The 16,107-nt window shown below is 60.5% G+C and carries 18 protein-coding genes; 10 read left to right on the plus strand and 8 right to left on the minus strand.

Going from position 1 to position 16,107, the window contains the following annotated elements; all coding sequences use genetic code 11:
• Positions 1-6: 6 nt before the first annotated feature.
• Entirely contained in the window at positions 7-1,845 is a 1,839-nt protein-coding gene (locus tag CAF90_RS24720) for a long-chain-acyl-CoA synthetase (RefSeq protein WP_085608800.1), read from the minus strand.
• Positions 1,846-2,235: 390 nt separating this feature from the next.
• Here CAF90_RS24720 and CAF90_RS24725 point away from each other — a divergent pair, with 390 nt between their 5' ends.
• Positions 2,236-2,514 (plus strand): DUF3509 domain-containing protein, encoded by a 279-nt coding sequence (locus tag CAF90_RS24725; RefSeq protein WP_039769924.1) that lies wholly within the window; start codon positions 2,236-2,238, stop codon positions 2,512-2,514.
• A 78-nt stretch (positions 2,515-2,592) separates the two neighbouring features.
• Here the strand turns inward: CAF90_RS24725 and mtnC are convergent, their stop codons facing one another.
• From mtnC to aroC, 5 genes are all read right to left on the minus strand, one after another.
• Entirely contained in the window at positions 2,593-3,276 is a 684-nt protein-coding gene (gene mtnC / locus CAF90_RS24730) for an acireductone synthase (RefSeq protein WP_085608801.1), read from the minus strand.
• 4 nt (positions 3,277-3,280) lie between these two features.
• Positions 3,281-3,826 carry an acireductone dioxygenase gene (locus tag CAF90_RS24735; RefSeq protein ID WP_039770173.1) on the minus strand — a complete coding sequence of 182 codons (546 nt, stop codon included), beginning with the start codon at positions 3,824-3,826 and terminating at the stop codon, positions 3,281-3,283.
• Positions 3,827-3,917: 91 nt separating this feature from the next.
• Complete coding sequence (locus CAF90_RS24740; protein ID WP_007959997.1) at positions 3,918-4,544, minus strand: methylthioribulose 1-phosphate dehydratase; 627 nt, start codon at positions 4,542-4,544, stop codon at positions 3,918-3,920.
• Positions 4,541-5,686 carry an MFS transporter gene (locus tag CAF90_RS24745; protein ID WP_085608802.1) on the minus strand — a complete coding sequence of 382 codons (1,146 nt, stop codon included), beginning with the start codon at positions 5,684-5,686 and terminating at the stop codon, positions 4,541-4,543. Before CAF90_RS24745 ends, CAF90_RS24740 begins: the two co-directional genes overlap by 4 nt.
• Before the next feature lie 31 nt (positions 5,687-5,717).
• Entirely contained in the window at positions 5,718-6,809 is a 1,092-nt protein-coding gene (aroC, locus tag CAF90_RS24750) for a chorismate synthase (protein ID WP_085608803.1), read from the minus strand.
• Positions 6,810-6,939: 130 nt separating this feature from the next.
• Between aroC and CAF90_RS24755 the strand changes: the two genes are divergently transcribed.
• Positions 6,940-7,893: an alpha/beta hydrolase gene (locus CAF90_RS24755; protein ID WP_085608804.1), complete on the plus strand. Its 954-nt coding sequence runs from the start codon at positions 6,940-6,942 to the stop codon at positions 7,891-7,893.
• Between the two features lie 96 nt (positions 7,894-7,989).
• Positions 7,990-8,781 carry a hypothetical protein gene (locus tag CAF90_RS24760; protein WP_007960006.1) on the plus strand — a complete coding sequence of 264 codons (792 nt, stop codon included), beginning with the start codon at positions 7,990-7,992 and terminating at the stop codon, positions 8,779-8,781.
• Between the two features lie 93 nt (positions 8,782-8,874).
• On the opposite strand, the gene prmB is transcribed toward CAF90_RS24760, so the two are convergent.
• Positions 8,875-9,783 carry a 50S ribosomal protein L3 N(5)-glutamine methyltransferase gene (gene prmB, locus CAF90_RS24765; protein WP_007960007.1) on the minus strand — a complete coding sequence of 303 codons (909 nt, stop codon included), beginning with the start codon at positions 9,781-9,783 and terminating at the stop codon, positions 8,875-8,877.
• 239 nt (positions 9,784-10,022) lie between these two features.
• Here prmB and CAF90_RS24770 point away from each other — a divergent pair, with 239 nt between their 5' ends.
• The 5 genes from CAF90_RS24770 to CAF90_RS24790 all read left to right on the plus strand — a co-directional run bounded on the left by CAF90_RS24770 (position 10,023) and on the right by CAF90_RS24790 (position 12,793).
• Positions 10,023-10,613: a cysteine hydrolase family protein gene (locus CAF90_RS24770; protein ID WP_085608805.1), complete on the plus strand. Its 591-nt coding sequence runs from the start codon at positions 10,023-10,025 to the stop codon at positions 10,611-10,613.
• Positions 10,614-10,744: 131 nt separating this feature from the next.
• On the plus strand, positions 10,745-11,065 hold the full coding sequence (locus tag CAF90_RS24775) for a hypothetical protein (protein WP_007960009.1): 321 nt from the start codon (positions 10,745-10,747) through the stop codon (positions 11,063-11,065).
• A 73-nt stretch (positions 11,066-11,138) separates the two neighbouring features.
• A complete protein-coding gene (locus CAF90_RS24780; protein ID WP_085608806.1) occupies positions 11,139-11,696 on the plus strand; it encodes a Smr/MutS family protein in 558 nt (185 codons plus the stop codon).
• Positions 11,697-11,773: 77 nt separating this feature from the next.
• Complete coding sequence (gene folE / locus CAF90_RS24785; protein ID WP_003204506.1) at positions 11,774-12,319, plus strand: GTP cyclohydrolase I FolE; 546 nt, start codon at positions 11,774-11,776, stop codon at positions 12,317-12,319.
• Positions 12,320-12,421: 102 nt separating this feature from the next.
• Positions 12,422-12,793: a glutathione S-transferase N-terminal domain-containing protein gene (locus tag CAF90_RS24790; protein ID WP_007960011.1), complete on the plus strand. Its 372-nt coding sequence runs from the start codon at positions 12,422-12,424 to the stop codon at positions 12,791-12,793.
• Positions 12,794-12,825: 32 nt separating this feature from the next.
• Here the strand turns inward: CAF90_RS24790 and CAF90_RS24795 are convergent, their stop codons facing one another.
• Positions 12,826-13,992, minus strand: coding sequence for a PLP-dependent aminotransferase family protein (locus CAF90_RS24795; protein ID WP_007960012.1), 1,167 nt, complete (start codon positions 13,990-13,992; stop codon positions 12,826-12,828).
• 82 nt (positions 13,993-14,074) lie between these two features.
• Here CAF90_RS24795 and CAF90_RS24800 point away from each other — a divergent pair, with 82 nt between their 5' ends.
• Positions 14,075-14,518 (plus strand): MarR family winged helix-turn-helix transcriptional regulator, encoded by a 444-nt coding sequence (locus CAF90_RS24800; RefSeq protein ID WP_085608807.1) that lies wholly within the window; start codon positions 14,075-14,077, stop codon positions 14,516-14,518.
• 196 nt (positions 14,519-14,714) lie between these two features.
• On the plus strand, positions 14,715-16,064 hold the full coding sequence (locus CAF90_RS24805; protein ID WP_007960018.1) for an NCS2 family permease: 1,350 nt from the start codon (positions 14,715-14,717) through the stop codon (positions 16,062-16,064).
• Positions 16,065-16,107 lie beyond the last annotated feature (43 nt).

The raw sequence follows: 16,107 nt of genomic DNA on the forward strand, positions 1-16,107 counted from the left end.
CCAATATCAATAACGGAACTTGCCTGCCCGGATGTCCGCAAGGATTTCATCCGTAACCTGCACGTAGGTTTCGGTCCCCGGCAGCCAGGCATAAATCGGGTCATCCCCCGTCTGGCCGGGGTCGAAGCCTTCGTTTTTCAGGCGGGTTTTCTGGTATTTGAAGGTGCCGGTGGTCTCCATTTTCACCTTGACCCGCAAGAACAGCGGCACTGCGTAGGCCGGCATGCGCTGGCGGGCGAAAGCCAGCAGCTCGGCGAAATCCAGGGTCGCGAGGGACTCGGCCGGGGTGATCGCCGCCATCCCGGCGCGGCCATTGGTGTTGGGGATTTCCACGCCATAGGCCACCGCTTCGGAAATATGCGGATGCTGGAGCAGCAGATTTTCGACCTCGGTGGTCGAGACGTTCTCGCCCTTCCAGCGATAGGTGTCGCCGAGGCGGTCGACAAACTGTGCGTGGCCGAAACCGATATTGCGCAGCAGATCGCCGGTGTTGAAGAAGCGGTCGCCCTTGGTGAACACGTCCTGCAATACAACCTTGGCGGTTTTCTGCGGATCGGTGTAGCCGTCCAGCGGCGCCTTGTCGTCGATCCGCGCCAGCAGCAGGCCTCGCTCACCCCGACCGACCTTGCGCATGAATCCGTCTTCGCCGCGAATCGGCTCGCCGCTGTCCTGGTCGTAGGCGACGAGTTCCCAGGCCATCAGCGAGAAACCGATGGTGTTGTCGAAATTGAGGATGTTGGTGAAGCCGATATTGCCGTCGCTGGCGGCGTAAAGCTCACAGATGTGATCCACGCCGAAGCGGGTCTTGAACTCGGCCCACGCACCGGGCCGCAGGCCGTTGCCGATCATCTTTCGCACATCATGACGACTGTCGTCGGCACTGAGCGGCTGATCCACCAGATACCGGCACAACTCGCCGACGTAACCGATGGTGGTTGCGCGATAGCGACGCACATCGCTCCAGAACTGCCGGGCGCTGAACTTGCGGCGAATCGCGAAACCCGACGCGCCATTGACCGCCGAACCCCAGCACACGCAAAGCCCGGTGGCGTGGTACAGCGGCAAGGTGCAATAGACGATGTCGTCCGGGCGCATGTCGAGGGCGATCATGCCGAAGCTCGCCGAACTGCGCATCCAGCGTCCGTGCTTGAACACCCCGGCCTTGGGCAAACCGGTGGTGCCGGAGGTGTAGATGTAGAAGCACGGGTCGTCGAAGAAAATCTGCCGGCTGCTGGCCGGGTTGTCGCCCGAGGCGTCGGCGCTGGCGCTGATCAGGTTGATATAGCCCTCGGGCGCGATGCCCGGATGGCTGAAGGTATCCTGATCGGCGACGAACCAGACGCGCGTTGCCGGGATCGACACTTGCTCGCGCACCGCCACATACGCCGGCAGCAATTCTTCACCGACGACAATTGCCGCCGGTGTCACCAGATTGATGCTGTGGATCAGCGTATCGCGGGTCTGCGAGGTATTGAGCAGCGCGCTGACGGCGCCGACTTTGGCCAGCGCCAGAATCGTCACCAGCAGTTCCGGACGGTTCTCGATGAACACCGCCACCACATCGCCCTTGCCGATGCCCTGCCCGATCAGATAGTGGGCGATGCGGTTGGCCCACTGGTTGACCTGTGAATAACTCAGCACCACCTCGCCCGACAGCAGCGCGGGGCCCTCGGGATTGCGCAGGGTCGCTTGCTCGAATGTCCAGCCCAGGCCACAGGTTTGGGTCGGATCCGTGACGTTGGCCACCTTCATGCCTTTCACCACCCGTGGAATGGCTTTGGCAATCATCGGCAGTTTGCGGAGCATCATGCCCCAGGTAATCGTGTCGCTCGGCGCTTGGTGCATGGCAGCTCCCGTTCGACCTTGACGTGCAGGCCGGATTTTTATTGTCGGGCAATCGGGTGAGACAACCGGCGCTTCTCGAGCGAGGGTCGAGGCCGAAAATACGTCAGGGCTTCGCGGGCTGTACACGCGGTTTTTGCAATGTTTTGTATCCGTCCCGGCACTACTAAACGCCGCATGATTACAGCCAAGGGTATTGGTTCAATCGAATCGACAATGATCCCGCAAAATGCAGGATGCACGATGGCCATTCATGCAGATTGCACGACAGCCAAAATCATCAGATTTTATAAATTACTGATTTATAAGGATTTTTAAAAACTCAAATACTGGCACAATCGCTGCAACTCCCTATACATGCTTGCCATTCAAGTGCATACGGAGCTGAAAGACATGAACCTGATCCAAGAAAAATTTACCTCCCTGTTTTCCAACTTCGCCGTCACCACCCAGCCCCGTCCCGATGGCGGGATCCTGCTGACGCTGAAGAGTGCCGACGGCAAAGTGTTCAAGCGTGCGCTCACGTATCAGCAACTGCATACCGGTGATCAACTGTCGTGGGCGATCAGCGCGATCCGTCGTGATCTGGCGGAACAGGCCAGCGAGCTGCCACAGATCGGCATGCTGCAAAGCCAGCAGCGTTTTGCCCTGCCGACCTATCACTCGATGTAATTCGAACACCGTATAAACAGACAGGCCGTGGAGCTTTCGCTTCACGGCCTGTTTTTTTTGCGCGTCGATTGGGTGAACTCAGAACGCTTCCGGTTCGATCCCGGTGAAACTGTCCACGGTTACATGCCCTGCCAACTCCCCGCCTTCACGGGCCAGGCCGCAGGTTTGCAGGCCGGCGGCCTGGGCGGCATCGAGCTCTTGCACGATGTCGGACAGGAACAGGATTTCCTGCGGATCCACTCCGATGGACTGCTGAATATTGCTGTACGACTGCGCTTCGCGCTTCGGTCCTGAAGTGGTATCGAAATAACCGCTGAACAGCGGCGTCAGATCCCCGGCTTCCGAGCAGCCGAAAATCAGCTTCTGCGCCTGAATCGAACCGGACGAATACACAAACAGCTGATACCCGGCCTGATGCCAGCGCTGGAGCGCTTCAACGGCGTCCGGGTAAACATGGCCTTTCAACTGCCCGGCCTGATAACCCTGCTCCCAGACCATGCCCTGCAACGCTTTCAGCGGCGTGGCCTTGCGGTCTTCGGCGATCCAGGCCAGCAGAATTTCCACGACTCGCTCGACATCAGCCTGCGGTTCGTTGCTGTCGCGGCGCACGGCGTCCAGTTGCTCGGCAACGTCGGCACGCTGGGCGTTCTGGCGAACGAATTCTGGCAGGTGCTTCGCCGCATACGGGAACAGCACGTCGAACACAAAACTCACTGCGCTGGTGGTGCCTTCGATGTCGGTGAGAATGACCTTGATCGACATCGACTCAGTCCTCCAGACGCGGGAAGCGGCCGGCGATGTCTTCGCCGGTGAAGTTGGCGACCCAGCCTTCGGGGTTGTTAAACAGACGGATCGCCACGAAATGCGGGTTCTCGCCCATGTCGAACCAGTGCTTGGTGCCGGCCGGCACCGAAATCAGGTCGTTCTTTTCGCACAGCACGGCGTAGACGTAATCGTCGATGTGCAGGGTAAACAGACCGCGACCGGCGACGAAGAAGCGTACTTCGTCTTCACCATGGCGATGTTCTTCGAGGAACTTGGCGCGCAATTCGGCTTTTTGCGGGTGATCGCTGTTGAGGCTGATCACATCGACCGTGATGTAACCGCGCTCGGTCATCAGTTTGTCGATCTGCTCTTTATAGGCACCGATCACTTCTTCCTGGCTGGCGCCGGGCTGGATCTTTGCGGCGGCTTGCCAGCGGTCGAAGCGCACCCCCTGCTCGGCCAGGGTCGAGGCGATGTCTTCGAAATGGGTCAGCACCTTGTTCGGAATTTCGGGGCTGGAAACGTGATAGACGGACAGGCTGCTCATGGGGCATTCCTCGGTATCGGCCTTGCCGTCCGGTTCTTCGAGACCGGTCGGGCACTGCATTCATCAGGCAAATTGGCTGGTTCTGGTGAAGTCAGCCTTGGCGGTTCATGACGCTGCGGGTCTTCAACTCGCATTCAAACAGAAATTCAAAGGCCTCGATCTGGCGCAGCGCATCGCTCATCTGCGCGCCCCAGGTGTAGAGGCCGTGGCCGCGAATCAGATAACCCACGCAATCGGGATGGGCGTCGAGCCAAGGCTGCACCTTGGCGGCGAGGCGCGCAATGTCCTGATCGTTGTCGAAGATCGGCACGCGCACCCGGGATTCGTGGGTCGAAATGCCGCTGAAGGCTTTTTGCAGTTCGTAGTCTTCGAACTCGATGAAGTCTTGCGGCGTCAGGCGCGACAGCACCGTGGCGTTCACCGAGTGGGTGTGCAACACCGCGCCGATCTCCGGACGCCAGCTGTAGAGCTGGGTGTGCAACAGAGTTTCGGCAGACGGTTTTTTGCCCGGCTCCAGGCTGTTGCCGGACAGGTCGGTGGCGAGCACGTCGTCCAGGCCCAGTTGGCCTTTGTGCTTGCCGGACACGGTCAGCAGCGCTTCGCTCGGCGACAGGCGCGTCGAGTAATTGCTGCTGGTGGCCGGCGACCAGCCGCGACCATAAAGAAAACGCCCGGCGTCGACAATTTGCTGGGCAAGCTGTTCACGGGTAAGGCTCATGGCCTGTCCTCTTGCATTCGAATGGCAATGATAACGGCAGCGGCGAGCGCTGCGAGACTGGCAATACTAAAGGTCAATGTCGCGCCGAGGGCATTCCAGCTGTAACCGGAATACAACGCGCCGAGCGCACCACCGGTGCCGGCCAGCGCTGCATACAACGCCTGGCCCTGCCCTTGCTGGCGCGCGCCGAAGCTACGTTGCACGAACGCGATGGCAGCCGCATGAAAGCTGCCGAACGTCGCCGCGTGCAGCACCTGGGCAAACAACAGGACCCACAGGAACTCGGCGAACGAACCTAGCAGCAACCAACGTAGCGCCGCCAGCAGAAAACTCGCCATCAGCACCCGCCGCAGGGAAAAACGCGCGAGGATCCGGCTCATGGCCATGAACATCAGCACTTCCGCCACCACGCCGACCGCCCAGAGCATGCCGATCACGCCACGGCTGTAGCCCAGTCGCTCGAGGTGCAGCGTCAAAAACGTGTAATACGGCCCGTGGCTCATCTGCATCAGCGCCACGCAACCGTAGAACGCCAGCACCCCGGGATTGCGCAACTGCTTGAGAAAGCCCTCGCCTGTCGGCCGGTTGCCCTGAGGTGGCTGCGCGTTCGGCACCCACAGACTGCTGAGGACGATGCCGGCCATGATCAACACCAGCGCCGCCGGATAGATGTCGAGGCTGAGCCACTCGAACAGCCGACCGAGAGCAACCACGGTGATGATGAAACCGATCGAGCCCCACAGGCGAATCTGACTGTAGCGGGAGGTCTGGCCCTGCAAATGCGCCAATGTGATGACTTCAAACTGCGGCAACACCGCGTGCCAGAAGAACGCGTGCAAGGCCATGACCATCGCCAGCCAGGCGTAGGTCTTGCTGACGAAAATCAATGAGAAAGTCAGCAGCGTGCACACCGCGCCAAAGCGCACGATGACCAGGCGTCTGCCGGTGTAATCGCCGAGCCAGCCCCAGATGTTCGGCGCCACGCAGCGCATCAGCATCGGGATCGCCACCAGCTCGCCGATGCGTGCCGCACTGAATCCGAGGTAATCGAAGTACAGCGCCAGAAACGGCGCCGTCGAACCGAGCAAGGCGAAATAGAACAGATAGAAACTGGACAGCCGCCAGTACGGAAGCGCCGCCACGGTCAGACCGCGGCGGCCTTGAGATCACCCATCAAAGCTGACCCAGCACCGGGGTGCTCACGCGCACATCGGCGTTCTGACCACGGTGACGCAGCAGGTGATCCATCAGCACGATGGCCATCATCGCCTCGGCAATCGGCGTGGCGCGGATGCCGACGCACGGATCGTGACGACCCTTGGTGATCACGTCGACCGGATTGCCGTCGATGTCGATCGAACGGCCCGGGGTGGTGATGCTCGAAGTCGGCTTCAACGCCAGATGCGCGACGATCGGCTGACCCGAAGAGATCCCGCCGAGGATGCCACCCGCGTTGTTGCTGAGGAAGCCTTCCGGGGTCAGCTCGTCACGGTGTTCGGTGCCGCGCTGGGCGACGCAGGCGAAACCGGCACCGATTTCCACGCCTTTGACCGCGTTGATGCTCATCAGCGCGTGGGCCAGTTCGGCGTCGAGACGATCGAAGATCGGCTCGCCCAGGCCCGGCATCACACCTTCGGCAACCACGGTGATCTTCGCCCCGACGGAGTCCTGATCGCGACGCAGTTGGTCCATGTAGGCTTCCAGCTCCGGCACTTTGTCCGGATCCGGGCTGAAGAAGGCGTTCTGCTCGACCGATTCCCAGATCTTGAACGGGATTTCGATCGGACCGAGCTGGCTCATGTAGCCGCGAATGACGATGCCCTGGCTGGCCAGGTATTTCTTGGCGATGGCGCCGGCCGCGACGCGCATGGCGGTTTCCCGCGCGGAGCTGCGACCGCCGCCGCGATAATCGCGCTCGCCGTATTTGTGGTGGTAGGTGTAGTCGGCGTGGGCCGGGCGGAACAGATCCTTGATCGCCGAGTAGTCCTTGGACTTCTGGTCGGTGTTGCGGATCAGCAGTCCGATGGAGCAGCCGGTGGTGCGACCCTCGAACACGCCTGAAAGGATTTCGACTTCGTCGGCTTCCTGGCGCTGGGTGGTGTGGCGGCTGGTGCCCGGCTTGCGACGGTCGAGATCGCGTTGCAGGTCCTCAAGGGAAATCTCCAGGCCCGGCGGGCAGCCGTCGACAATGGCGACCAACGCCGGACCATGGCTTTCGCCCGCGGTGGTGACAGTGAACAGCTTGCCGTAGGTATTGCCGGACATGCAGGACGCTCCGTGAAATCGAACCCAAATTCGTGATGCGCGCCAGTATACGCAGGCTAACCGAGTAGTTCATCCTCGAACCTTAGCGGTGTGGGTGAGTCCAACCGGCACCTTGGCAAATGATGGCGTGATGATGCTGCGAGTTTTGATCTTGAGCCTTTCCCTGTTTACCGGCTTTGTCCAGGCAACTGTCCTGCAACGTCCGGTCACGTTGACTACCGACAATGGCGAACTTTTCGGCTCGCTGTTGCTGCCGAAATCCGACAGCCCCGTGCCGGTTGTCCTGATCCTTTCTGGCTCGGGTCCTACCGATCGTGACGGAAACAACCCCGACGGCGGGCGCAATGACAGCCTCAAACGACTGGCCTGGGTGCTGGCCAAACACAATGTCGCCAGCGTGCGTTTCGACAAGCGCGGCGTGGCGGCCAGCCTTGCGGCAACCCCGGACGAGCGAAACCTGTCGGTGGAAGCCTATGTGGCGGACGCCGTGGCCTGGGGTCAGAAGCTTAAAGCCGATCCGCGCTTCGGCCCGTTGATCCTGCTCGGCCATAGCGAAGGCGCGCTGATTGCCAGCCTTGCGGCGCCAAAGGTCGACGCGGCGGCGGTCATCTCGCTTTCCGGCACGGCCCGACCGATTGATCAGGTGCTGCGCCGGCAACTGGCCCGCAGCCTCCCTCCCCCGTTGATGCTGCGCAGCAATGAACTGCTCGACAGCCTCAAGGCCGGGCATACCGACGACAATGTGCCGGCGCCGTTGCAGGTAATTTTCCGTCCGAGTGTGCAGCCGTATCTGATTTCACTGTTCCGTCAGGATCCGGCGGCGGCCTTCGCTCAACTGAAAATGCCGGCGCTGATCGTCCAAGGCAGCAACGACATTCAGGTTCAGGTCGATGATGCGAAATTGCTCAAGGCCGCCAAACCGGACGCGCAACTGGCGCTGATCGAAGGCATGAACCACGTGTTGCGCATCGTACCCAACGACGTGAAGCGGCAACTGGCCTCCTACAAGGACCCGAATTTGCCCCTGGCGGCTGAACTGGGGACACGCGTTCTTGAATTTATTGACGGACTTCGCACCCGTTAAGCTCTTTTACCCTCTAGGACTTTGAAAAACGGCCGATAAGCCTTTGTCGCCAGCGTACTGGCTGGCGGCAAGCAGCTTGGACAGGATCTCGCCGTTATGACTGATACCCAGACTTCACCCGACACCACCGCTGAAAAAGACGCACCGCCAGCGGTCGAGCTGCCATGGGCGGATGTCCACGTCGAGCACCACAAGATGCTCCGCCTGGCGCCGTTGCAGACCGACCGCAACACCGGCGGGCGGCCGCTGCGCTTCGTTGAATTCGGTTACGCCGAGCGCAACGGCAAAGAACACAGCCTGATGCGCATGGCGATCAAGTTGCCCGCTCAGCGCGTGCGTAAAGAACAGAATCATCTGGACGTGTGGGTCGACCACACGACCAAACGCGTGCATTTCGGCCCGGACAGCGGTTTGCAGATCGAACCGATGAACCGTGGCATCGGCCGTTTCATGGCCGCCCAGGGCATCAACTGGGCGAAAAAACGCTGGCCCACCTACACCGTCGACGGCATGGACTTGAACAACAAGGACGCGCTGAACGAAGACACTCGCCTGCGCCGCGATCATTTTCTGCGAGTGCATGGCTTTGACGTGGTTTACGCCGACGCCCAGCATTTGAAGGGCAGCGTCAAGGAAGTGCAGGTCGGTGATTTGCTGGGCGACTGGAACAGCGAAAAGCTGCAGATCGTCGAGATTCTTGAAGCTGCGCAGATGTTGCAGCAGGCCGAGCAGAACCTCGCCGAGCAGGAAGTGAAGCTGAAGAAGCAGGAAGACAAGGTCAGCAAGTTCAAGCGTGAAGACGCCGGTTTGCGTTTCACCATTACTTGCCTGGTGGCGTTTGCGGTGTTTCAGGCCGGGTTGCTGATCTGGATTGCAACGCACCGCTGACTGATCTTTCCCACACTCCGCGTTTGACTCGGATGGGACGCAGAGCGTCCCGGGCTGCATTCCCACGCAGAGCGTGGGAACGATCAGAGCAATTTAGACGCGGGAAGCGAACAGTGCCTGATGGGCGCGGCACTGTTCGGCGGTCAGCATGAACACGCCGTGCCCGCCGCGCTCGAACTCCAGCCAGGCAAAATCGACTTCCGGGTACAGCGCCTCGACGTGCACCTGGCTGTTGCCCACCTCGACAATTAGCAAACCCTTCTCGGTCAGATGATCCGCCGCTTCGGCGAGCATCCGGCGTACCAGGTTCAAACCGTCATCGCCGCAGGCCAGGCCCAGTTCCGGCTCGTGCTGGTATTCGTCCGGCATGTCGGCGAAATCTTCCGCATCGACGTAGGGCGGGTTCGACACGATCAGGTCGAAACGTTGACCCGGCAGACCATCAAAACCATCGCCCTGCACGGTGAACACACGCTCATCGACGCCATGACGCTCGATGTTCTGGTTCGCCACTTCCAGCGCTTCGAACGACAGATCCGCCAGCACCACTTCGGCGTTCTGGAACTCGTAGGCGCAGGCGATGCCGATGCAGCCGGAGCCGGTGCACAGGTCGAGAATGCGCGCAGGTTCGTCGCCGATCCATGGGGCAAAACGGTTTTCGATCAGCTCGCCAATCGGCGAACGCGGGATCAGCACGCGCTCATCGACGATGAACGACATGCCGCAGAACCATGCCTCGCCCAGCAGGTAAGCGGTCGGAATGCGTTCTTCGATGCGACGCTTGAGCAGGCGCTGAAGATTGACCAGTTCGTCGTCTTCCAGCGCGCAATCCAGATAGCTGTCAGCGATTTCCCATGGCAGGTGCAAGGCACCGAGCACTAGCTGCCGGGCTTCGTCCCAGGCATTGTCGGTGCCATGGCCGAAAAACAGATCCTCCCCATGGAAGCGGCTGACGGCCCAACGGATGTGGTCGCGCAGGGTACGAAGTCGGGAAGTGATCACGGGGCAGAACTCCAGAAAAAACGACTGGCGATTCTAGCAGCCAAAACGCGCCGCGACGACGCAGGAAAGATTCCGGGGCGACGGTAGGACTCTTCCGATTTTCCCCTCGGCTATTGAACAGATCGTGTAACTTGACAAGGCTGCAGGCCAGCAACGACGGTGTCTACGATGGTAGCGATTCACAGAACCGCTCAGCCAGAGGACAATGTCGCAAAAGCCCCACCCGAAGGAGCCCCAGAATGTCCGTTCCAAAAACGATGTTTCAACTCAGCGGTCGCGGTTACGCAGCGGCCACGTTGAGCCATGCCACCGTGGTCATCATCGATGCCCAGAAAGAGTACCTCAGCGGCCCGCTGGCCCTGAGCGGCATGGACGCGGCTGTCGCGAACATCAAACAACTGGTTGCCGCCGCCCGCGCAGCCGGCCGGCCGATCGTGCACGTGCGTCACCTCGGCACCGTCGGCGGTCTGTTCGACCCGCAGGGCGAACGCGGCGAGTTCATCCCCGGCCTGGAACCCCAGGGCGATGAAACCATCATCGGCAAACTGCTGCCAAGCGCCTTTCACGGCACCGAACTCTACGATCGCCTGCAAAGCATCGGCTCGCTGGACCTGATCGTCTGCGGTTTCATGAGCCACTCCAGCGTCAGCACCACCGTGCGCGCGGCGAAAAACCTGGGTTTCCGCTGCACCCTGGTCGAAGATGCCTGTGCCACCCGCGATCTGCCGTTCAAGGGCCGCGTGCTCAGCGCCGAACAGGTGCAGGAAGCAGAAATGGCGATCATGGCCGACAACTTCGCCACCCTCGCGCTGACCCAGGATCTGATCTGATCGACCGTAAATGAGCGGCTCAGCCCGCCGCTCATCTGCAAAAACCTCGCATTTGCTTCAATTACCCTAGCCTCAGGAACAACCCGGTCAACTCCCGGTCGAAGGGCCGATACCCATTGAGGAAGGTCGGAATGAAGTTATCCGATGGATTTGACGCACGCCGCTTGCGGCCCAAAGGCCAAAGCAACTGGCGATTTCGATTCGGCGCGGCGATCGCGGCCATACTGGCCACGTTCGGCGTGCTGCTGGCGATGGCCGGGGCCGCCAGCCTGCTGGGGCGCCCGCCGGCGCTCGGCGATCTGAATGCAACACCGCTTGGCTCGGCAATCATTCTCGCAGTCGGCCTGCTGTTCCTGTATTTCGGCGTGGCCCTGTGGCGTCGTTGCCGGCGTCGCGCACGGCAATCGCGGGAATTGAACATGTCCCCGCACCTGATGAAAAAACACGATTGATCAACGGCCTGGCTTTTTGCCGGGCCGTTTTGTGTCTGTTTGGGTAAACTGGCCGCCCTTCGCGGAGGCTGACATGCAAGACGACGATTTTTCCCTGTTCAAAAGTGCGATCCAAGGCGTCAAGCCGATCAAGCACGACCGCGCCGACACCGGCAAACCCAAGGCTGACCGTGACCGGATCGCCAAGCTGCGCCAGTCCGCCACCGTGCGCACCGACACCGCTACCGTTGACGGCCTGTCCGATCAGTTCGTGATCGACGTCGGTCCCGAAGACGAGCTGATGTGGGCCCGCGACGGCGTGCAGGAAAGCCAGATGCGCAAGCTCAAGATCGGGCAGATCCCGTTCGAAGGCAGCCTCGACCTGCACGGCATGAGCGTCGAAAAGGCCCGCGAAACTCTTTGGGCGTTTCTCGCCGAAGCCACCAAATTCGAAATCCGCTGCGTGCGCGTCACCCACGGCAAGGCCGTGCGTCTGGACGGCAAGCGGCCGATGATCAAAAGCCACGTCAACACCTGGCTGCGCCAGCATGCGCAAGTGCTCGGTTTCTGCTCGTGCCAGGCGAAACATGGCGGCGCCGGCGCGGTTTACGTGATGCTCAAACGCACCATGATGGAAGGCCGCGACGAATAAACCCGTCACACCGAACTTGCAGGGTCGTGTCCGCCACCGTACCCTTGCCCTTTGCGAAAATCCCCACAGGTAGTTTCATGTCCCTGGAACAGAATTACACCGCGATTCTCGGCCAACTGGGCGAGGACGTCTCCCGCGAGGGCCTGCTCGACACGCCAAAGCGTGCCGCCAAAGCCATGCAGTACCTCTGCCGCGGTTATGAACAGACGCTCGAAGAGGTCACCAACGGTGCCCTGTTCAGCTCCGACAACAGCGAAATGGTGCTGGTCAAGGACATCGAGCTGTACTCGTTGTGCGAACACCACCTGCTGCCGTTCATCGGCAAGGCCCACGTCGCGTATATCCCGAGCGGCAAAGTGCTGGGCCTGTCGAAGGTCGCGCGGATCGTCGACATGTACGCCCGCCGCCTGCAGATCCAGGAAAACCTCAGCCGCCAGATCGCCGATGCGGTCCAGCAGGTCACCGGCGCGCTGGGCGTGGCCGTGGTGATCGAGGCCAAGCACATGTGCATGATGATGCGCGGTGTGGAGAAACAGAATTCGTCGATGATCACTTCGGTGATGCTCGGTGAGTTCCGTGAAAACGCGGCGACCCGCAGCGAGTTTCTCAGCCTGATCAAGTAATGCGTGACAGAAAAAAACCGGCGTTGATCGCCGGTTTTTTTTCGTCCGTGAAAAATCGGGTAAGCTGCGCGCCTTCTTCAATGTCCCAGTGAGGCTTGTAACGTGTTCGTCAAAGCGCTTCGTGTCGGCCTCGGCCAACTGATCATCTTCGTTGATTTCCTGACCCGCCCGGGCAAGAAACAGCGCCCCGCCGCTGCCCAGGCTCAGGTTGACGCCGCCGCGAAGGACCTGACCCTGTATCAGTTCCACGCCTGCCCGTTCTGCGTGAAGACCCGCCGCAGCCTGCGTCGCCTGAATGTTCCGGTGGCCCTGAAGGACGCGAAAAACAACGAGCAGGATCGTCAGACCCTGCTGGAACAGGGTGGCAAGATCAAGGTGCCGTGCCTGCGCATCGAAGAGAACGGCCAGACCACCTGGATGTACGAGTCCAACACGATCATCGAGTATCTGAACAAGCGGTTCGCCGCAGTCTGATCCAAAAAAAACCGGCCTGATGGCCGGTTTTTTTATGCCGCCTGCGCGGCCTGAGCCTGGCGCACCACCGCCGCCAGACGTTTGAGCCCTTCGTCCAGTCGGGCCGGGTCGATGTGACTGAAGTTCAGGCGCAGATGCCCGGGATTGCGATCCGGCTCGGGGAAGAACGGTTCACCCGGCATGAACGCCACATCGTTGGCCAGCGCGGTGTTCAGCAAGGTGCGGGTGTCCAGCGGTTGCTTCAGGGTCAGCCAGAAAAACAGCCCGCCCTGCGGCGTGTTCCAGTCCGCCAGATCGGCGAAATGGGTTTCCAGTGCCGCTTGAAAGGCGTCGCGGCGCTGTCGGTAGAAGCCACGCAATTCACTCAAGTGCTGCTGATATTTCTCACTGCCGATCCATTGCAATGCTTGCCACTGGCCGATGCGGTTGGTGTGCAGATCCGCCGACTGCTTGAGTTTGAGCAGATGCGGAAACAGATCCGGGCTGGCGATGAGATAGCCGACACGCAGGCCCGGCAACAGGGTTTTGGACACGGTGCCGGTGTAGATCCAGCTGGATTTCTTCAGGCGTCCGGCAATCGGCTGAGCGCTGCCGCCATCGAAGGTCAGCTCGCGATAGGGTTCGTCTTCGATCAGGGTCACGCCGAATTCGTCGAGCAATGCCGCAACGGCTTCGCGCTTGGCTTCGCTGTAGCGCACGGCGGACGGGTTCTGGAAGGTCGGGATCAAATAGATGAACGCCGGGCGATGCTGTTCCAGGCGTTGACGCAACTGCGCAAGGTTCGGACCGTCAGCCTCCAGCGGTACGGTCAGGCAATCGGCGCCGAACAGCTGGAAAATCTGCAAGGCCGCCAGATAGGTCGGTGCTTCAAGCAGGATTTCGGTGCCCTTGTCGATGTACAGCTTGGCCGCCAGGTCGAGGGTTTGCTGGGAGCCGCTGACCACCAGCACCTGACTCGCCTCACACGACAAACCCAGCGCCCTCGCCTCTGCCGCCAGCGCTTCGCGCAGTGCCGGCTCGCCTTCACTCATGCCGTACTGGCCGAGAGACAGCGGCATTTCTGCCCACTCTACCTTCGGCAGCATCGCTTCAGCCGGCAAACCGCCAGCGAATGACATGACCTCCGGGCGCTGGGCCGCAGCAAGGATTTCACGGATCAGAGAACTTTTGAGGCGCGAGACACGTTCGGAAAAAGCCATGGAAGTCACCGCTAGCGAGGCATGGGAAAAATGAGTCAAACTTGTTGACTGAAATTACGACACCCTCTCTGGAAACGTCAATATGCTTGACCTTAAAAACTGCGCCAGCCAGCAACAAGCCATGGAAGCATTTTTCTTCGGTTACCAGGCGTTCACCGCCAAGGCCGATGAAATGCTCGAGCGTCGCGGCTTGTCCCGAGTGCATCAACGCATCGTGTTTTTCATTGCCCGTTATCCGAATCTGAGCGTCAAGGAATTGCTCGCGCTGCTCGGCGTCAGCAAGCAGGCGCTGAACATGCCGTTGCGGCAATTGCAGGAAATGCATCTGGTGGACAGCGTGGCGTCCGAGACTGACAAGCGCAAACGCCTGCTGGAGCTGACCGTTGAAGGCGCGAAATTTGAACAGGCATTACGCCGCGAGCAGGTGAAATTGCTTGAGCGCGTCTTTGCCGAAGCGGGCGAAACGGCGGTCAACGGCTGGCTGGCGGTGAATCTGGCACTGGGAACACATCGTCCGAACGAGTGATATAGCTTGATCGCCAGTATTTTCGTCTACAAAACCAAAAACAATATTTGCTTTATTTGTACACAAAAGCATAATCCACAGCGTGCGAGTTTCTGACCGCATGGTCAACAAATTCGCGTATGCCTCAAAGGGCCGCTGCCACCCCTCATGGGTCCGGTCCTGGAAATAACAATAAAACTCTTGAGGAGTACTCGCTGTGGAAAGCCGCAAATCCGAAGCATCGACGCTGGAACTCTCGCCGCCGTTACGCAATGGCCTGCTTGAGCGCATCTTTAAACTCAGCTTGCATGGCACCACGGTGAAGACCGAGCTGATTGCCGGTCTGACAACCTTCATCACCATGGCCTACATCATTTTCGTCAACCCGAACATCATGGCCGATGCCGGGATCGATCACGGTGCAGCCTTCGTCGCCACCTGTATCGCCGCCGCGCTGGGCTGCCTGCTGATGGGCCTCTACGCTAACTGGCCAGTGGGCCTGGCGCCGGGCATGGGCCTCAACGCGTTCTTCACCTACACCGTGGTCGGCACCATGGGCTACAACTGGGAAACCGCGCTCGGTGCGGTGTTCGTCTCGGGCGTGCTGTTCATGATCCTGACCTTTTCGCGGATTCGCGAATGGCTGCTCAACAGCATTCCGGTCAGTCTGCGCTATGCGATGGGCGCCGGTGTAGGTCTGTTCCTCGGGCTGATCGGCCTGAAAACCGCCGGCATCGTCGTCGATAGCCCGGCCACCCTGATCAAACTCGGCTCGCTGCGTGAACCCGGCCCACTGCTCGCCGCCATTTGCTTCCTGATGATCGCGATCCTCAGCTACCACAAAGTGTTCGGCGCGATCCTCATCAGCATCATCACCGTGACCCTGGCCGGCTGGGGGATTGGTCTGGTGCACTACGAGGGCATCATGTCCGCCCCGCCAAGCCTGGCACCGACCTTTATGGCCATGAACGTCGCCGGCGTATTCAACGTCAGCATGATCAGCGTGGTGCTTGCCTTCCTCTTCGTACACATGTTCGACACCGCCGGCACCCTGATGGGCGTCGCCCAGCGCGCCAACCTGGTGAACGCTGACGGGCGCATCGAGAACCTCTCCCGCGCCATGAAAGCCGACTCCGCCTCCAGCGTTTTCGGAGCGGTCGTCGGTGTTCCGCCGGTCACCAGTTACGTGGAAAGTGCCGCCGGTGTAGCGGCTGGTGGTCGGACTGGTCTTACCGCAGTCACCGTGGGTGTGCTATTTATAGCCGCGATGTTCTTTGCACCGCTGGCCGGCATGATTCCCGCCTATGCCACCGCCGGCGCGCTGATTTACGTAGCGATGCTGATGATGGGCGGCATGGCGCACATCGAATGGGACGAAGCGACCGACAGCATTCCGGCGATCGTCACCGCGATCATGATGCCGCTGACCTTCTCGGTCGCCGACGGTATCGCGCTGGGCTTCATTACCTATGTCGCGCTGAAGGCCGGCACCGGTAAATACAAAGAGATCTCCGTCAGCCTGTGGGTGCTCTGCGCGATCTTCATCGCCAAGTTCATCTTCCTGTAAGCGCTACGCGGTTCAAGCTTCAAAACAGCCTCACCCCACCGGG

The organism is Pseudomonas sp. B37(2017) (genome assembly GCF_002112885.1).
In the GTDB taxonomy this organism is placed as follows: domain Bacteria; phylum Pseudomonadota; class Gammaproteobacteria; order Pseudomonadales; family Pseudomonadaceae; genus Aquipseudomonas; species Aquipseudomonas paraglycinae.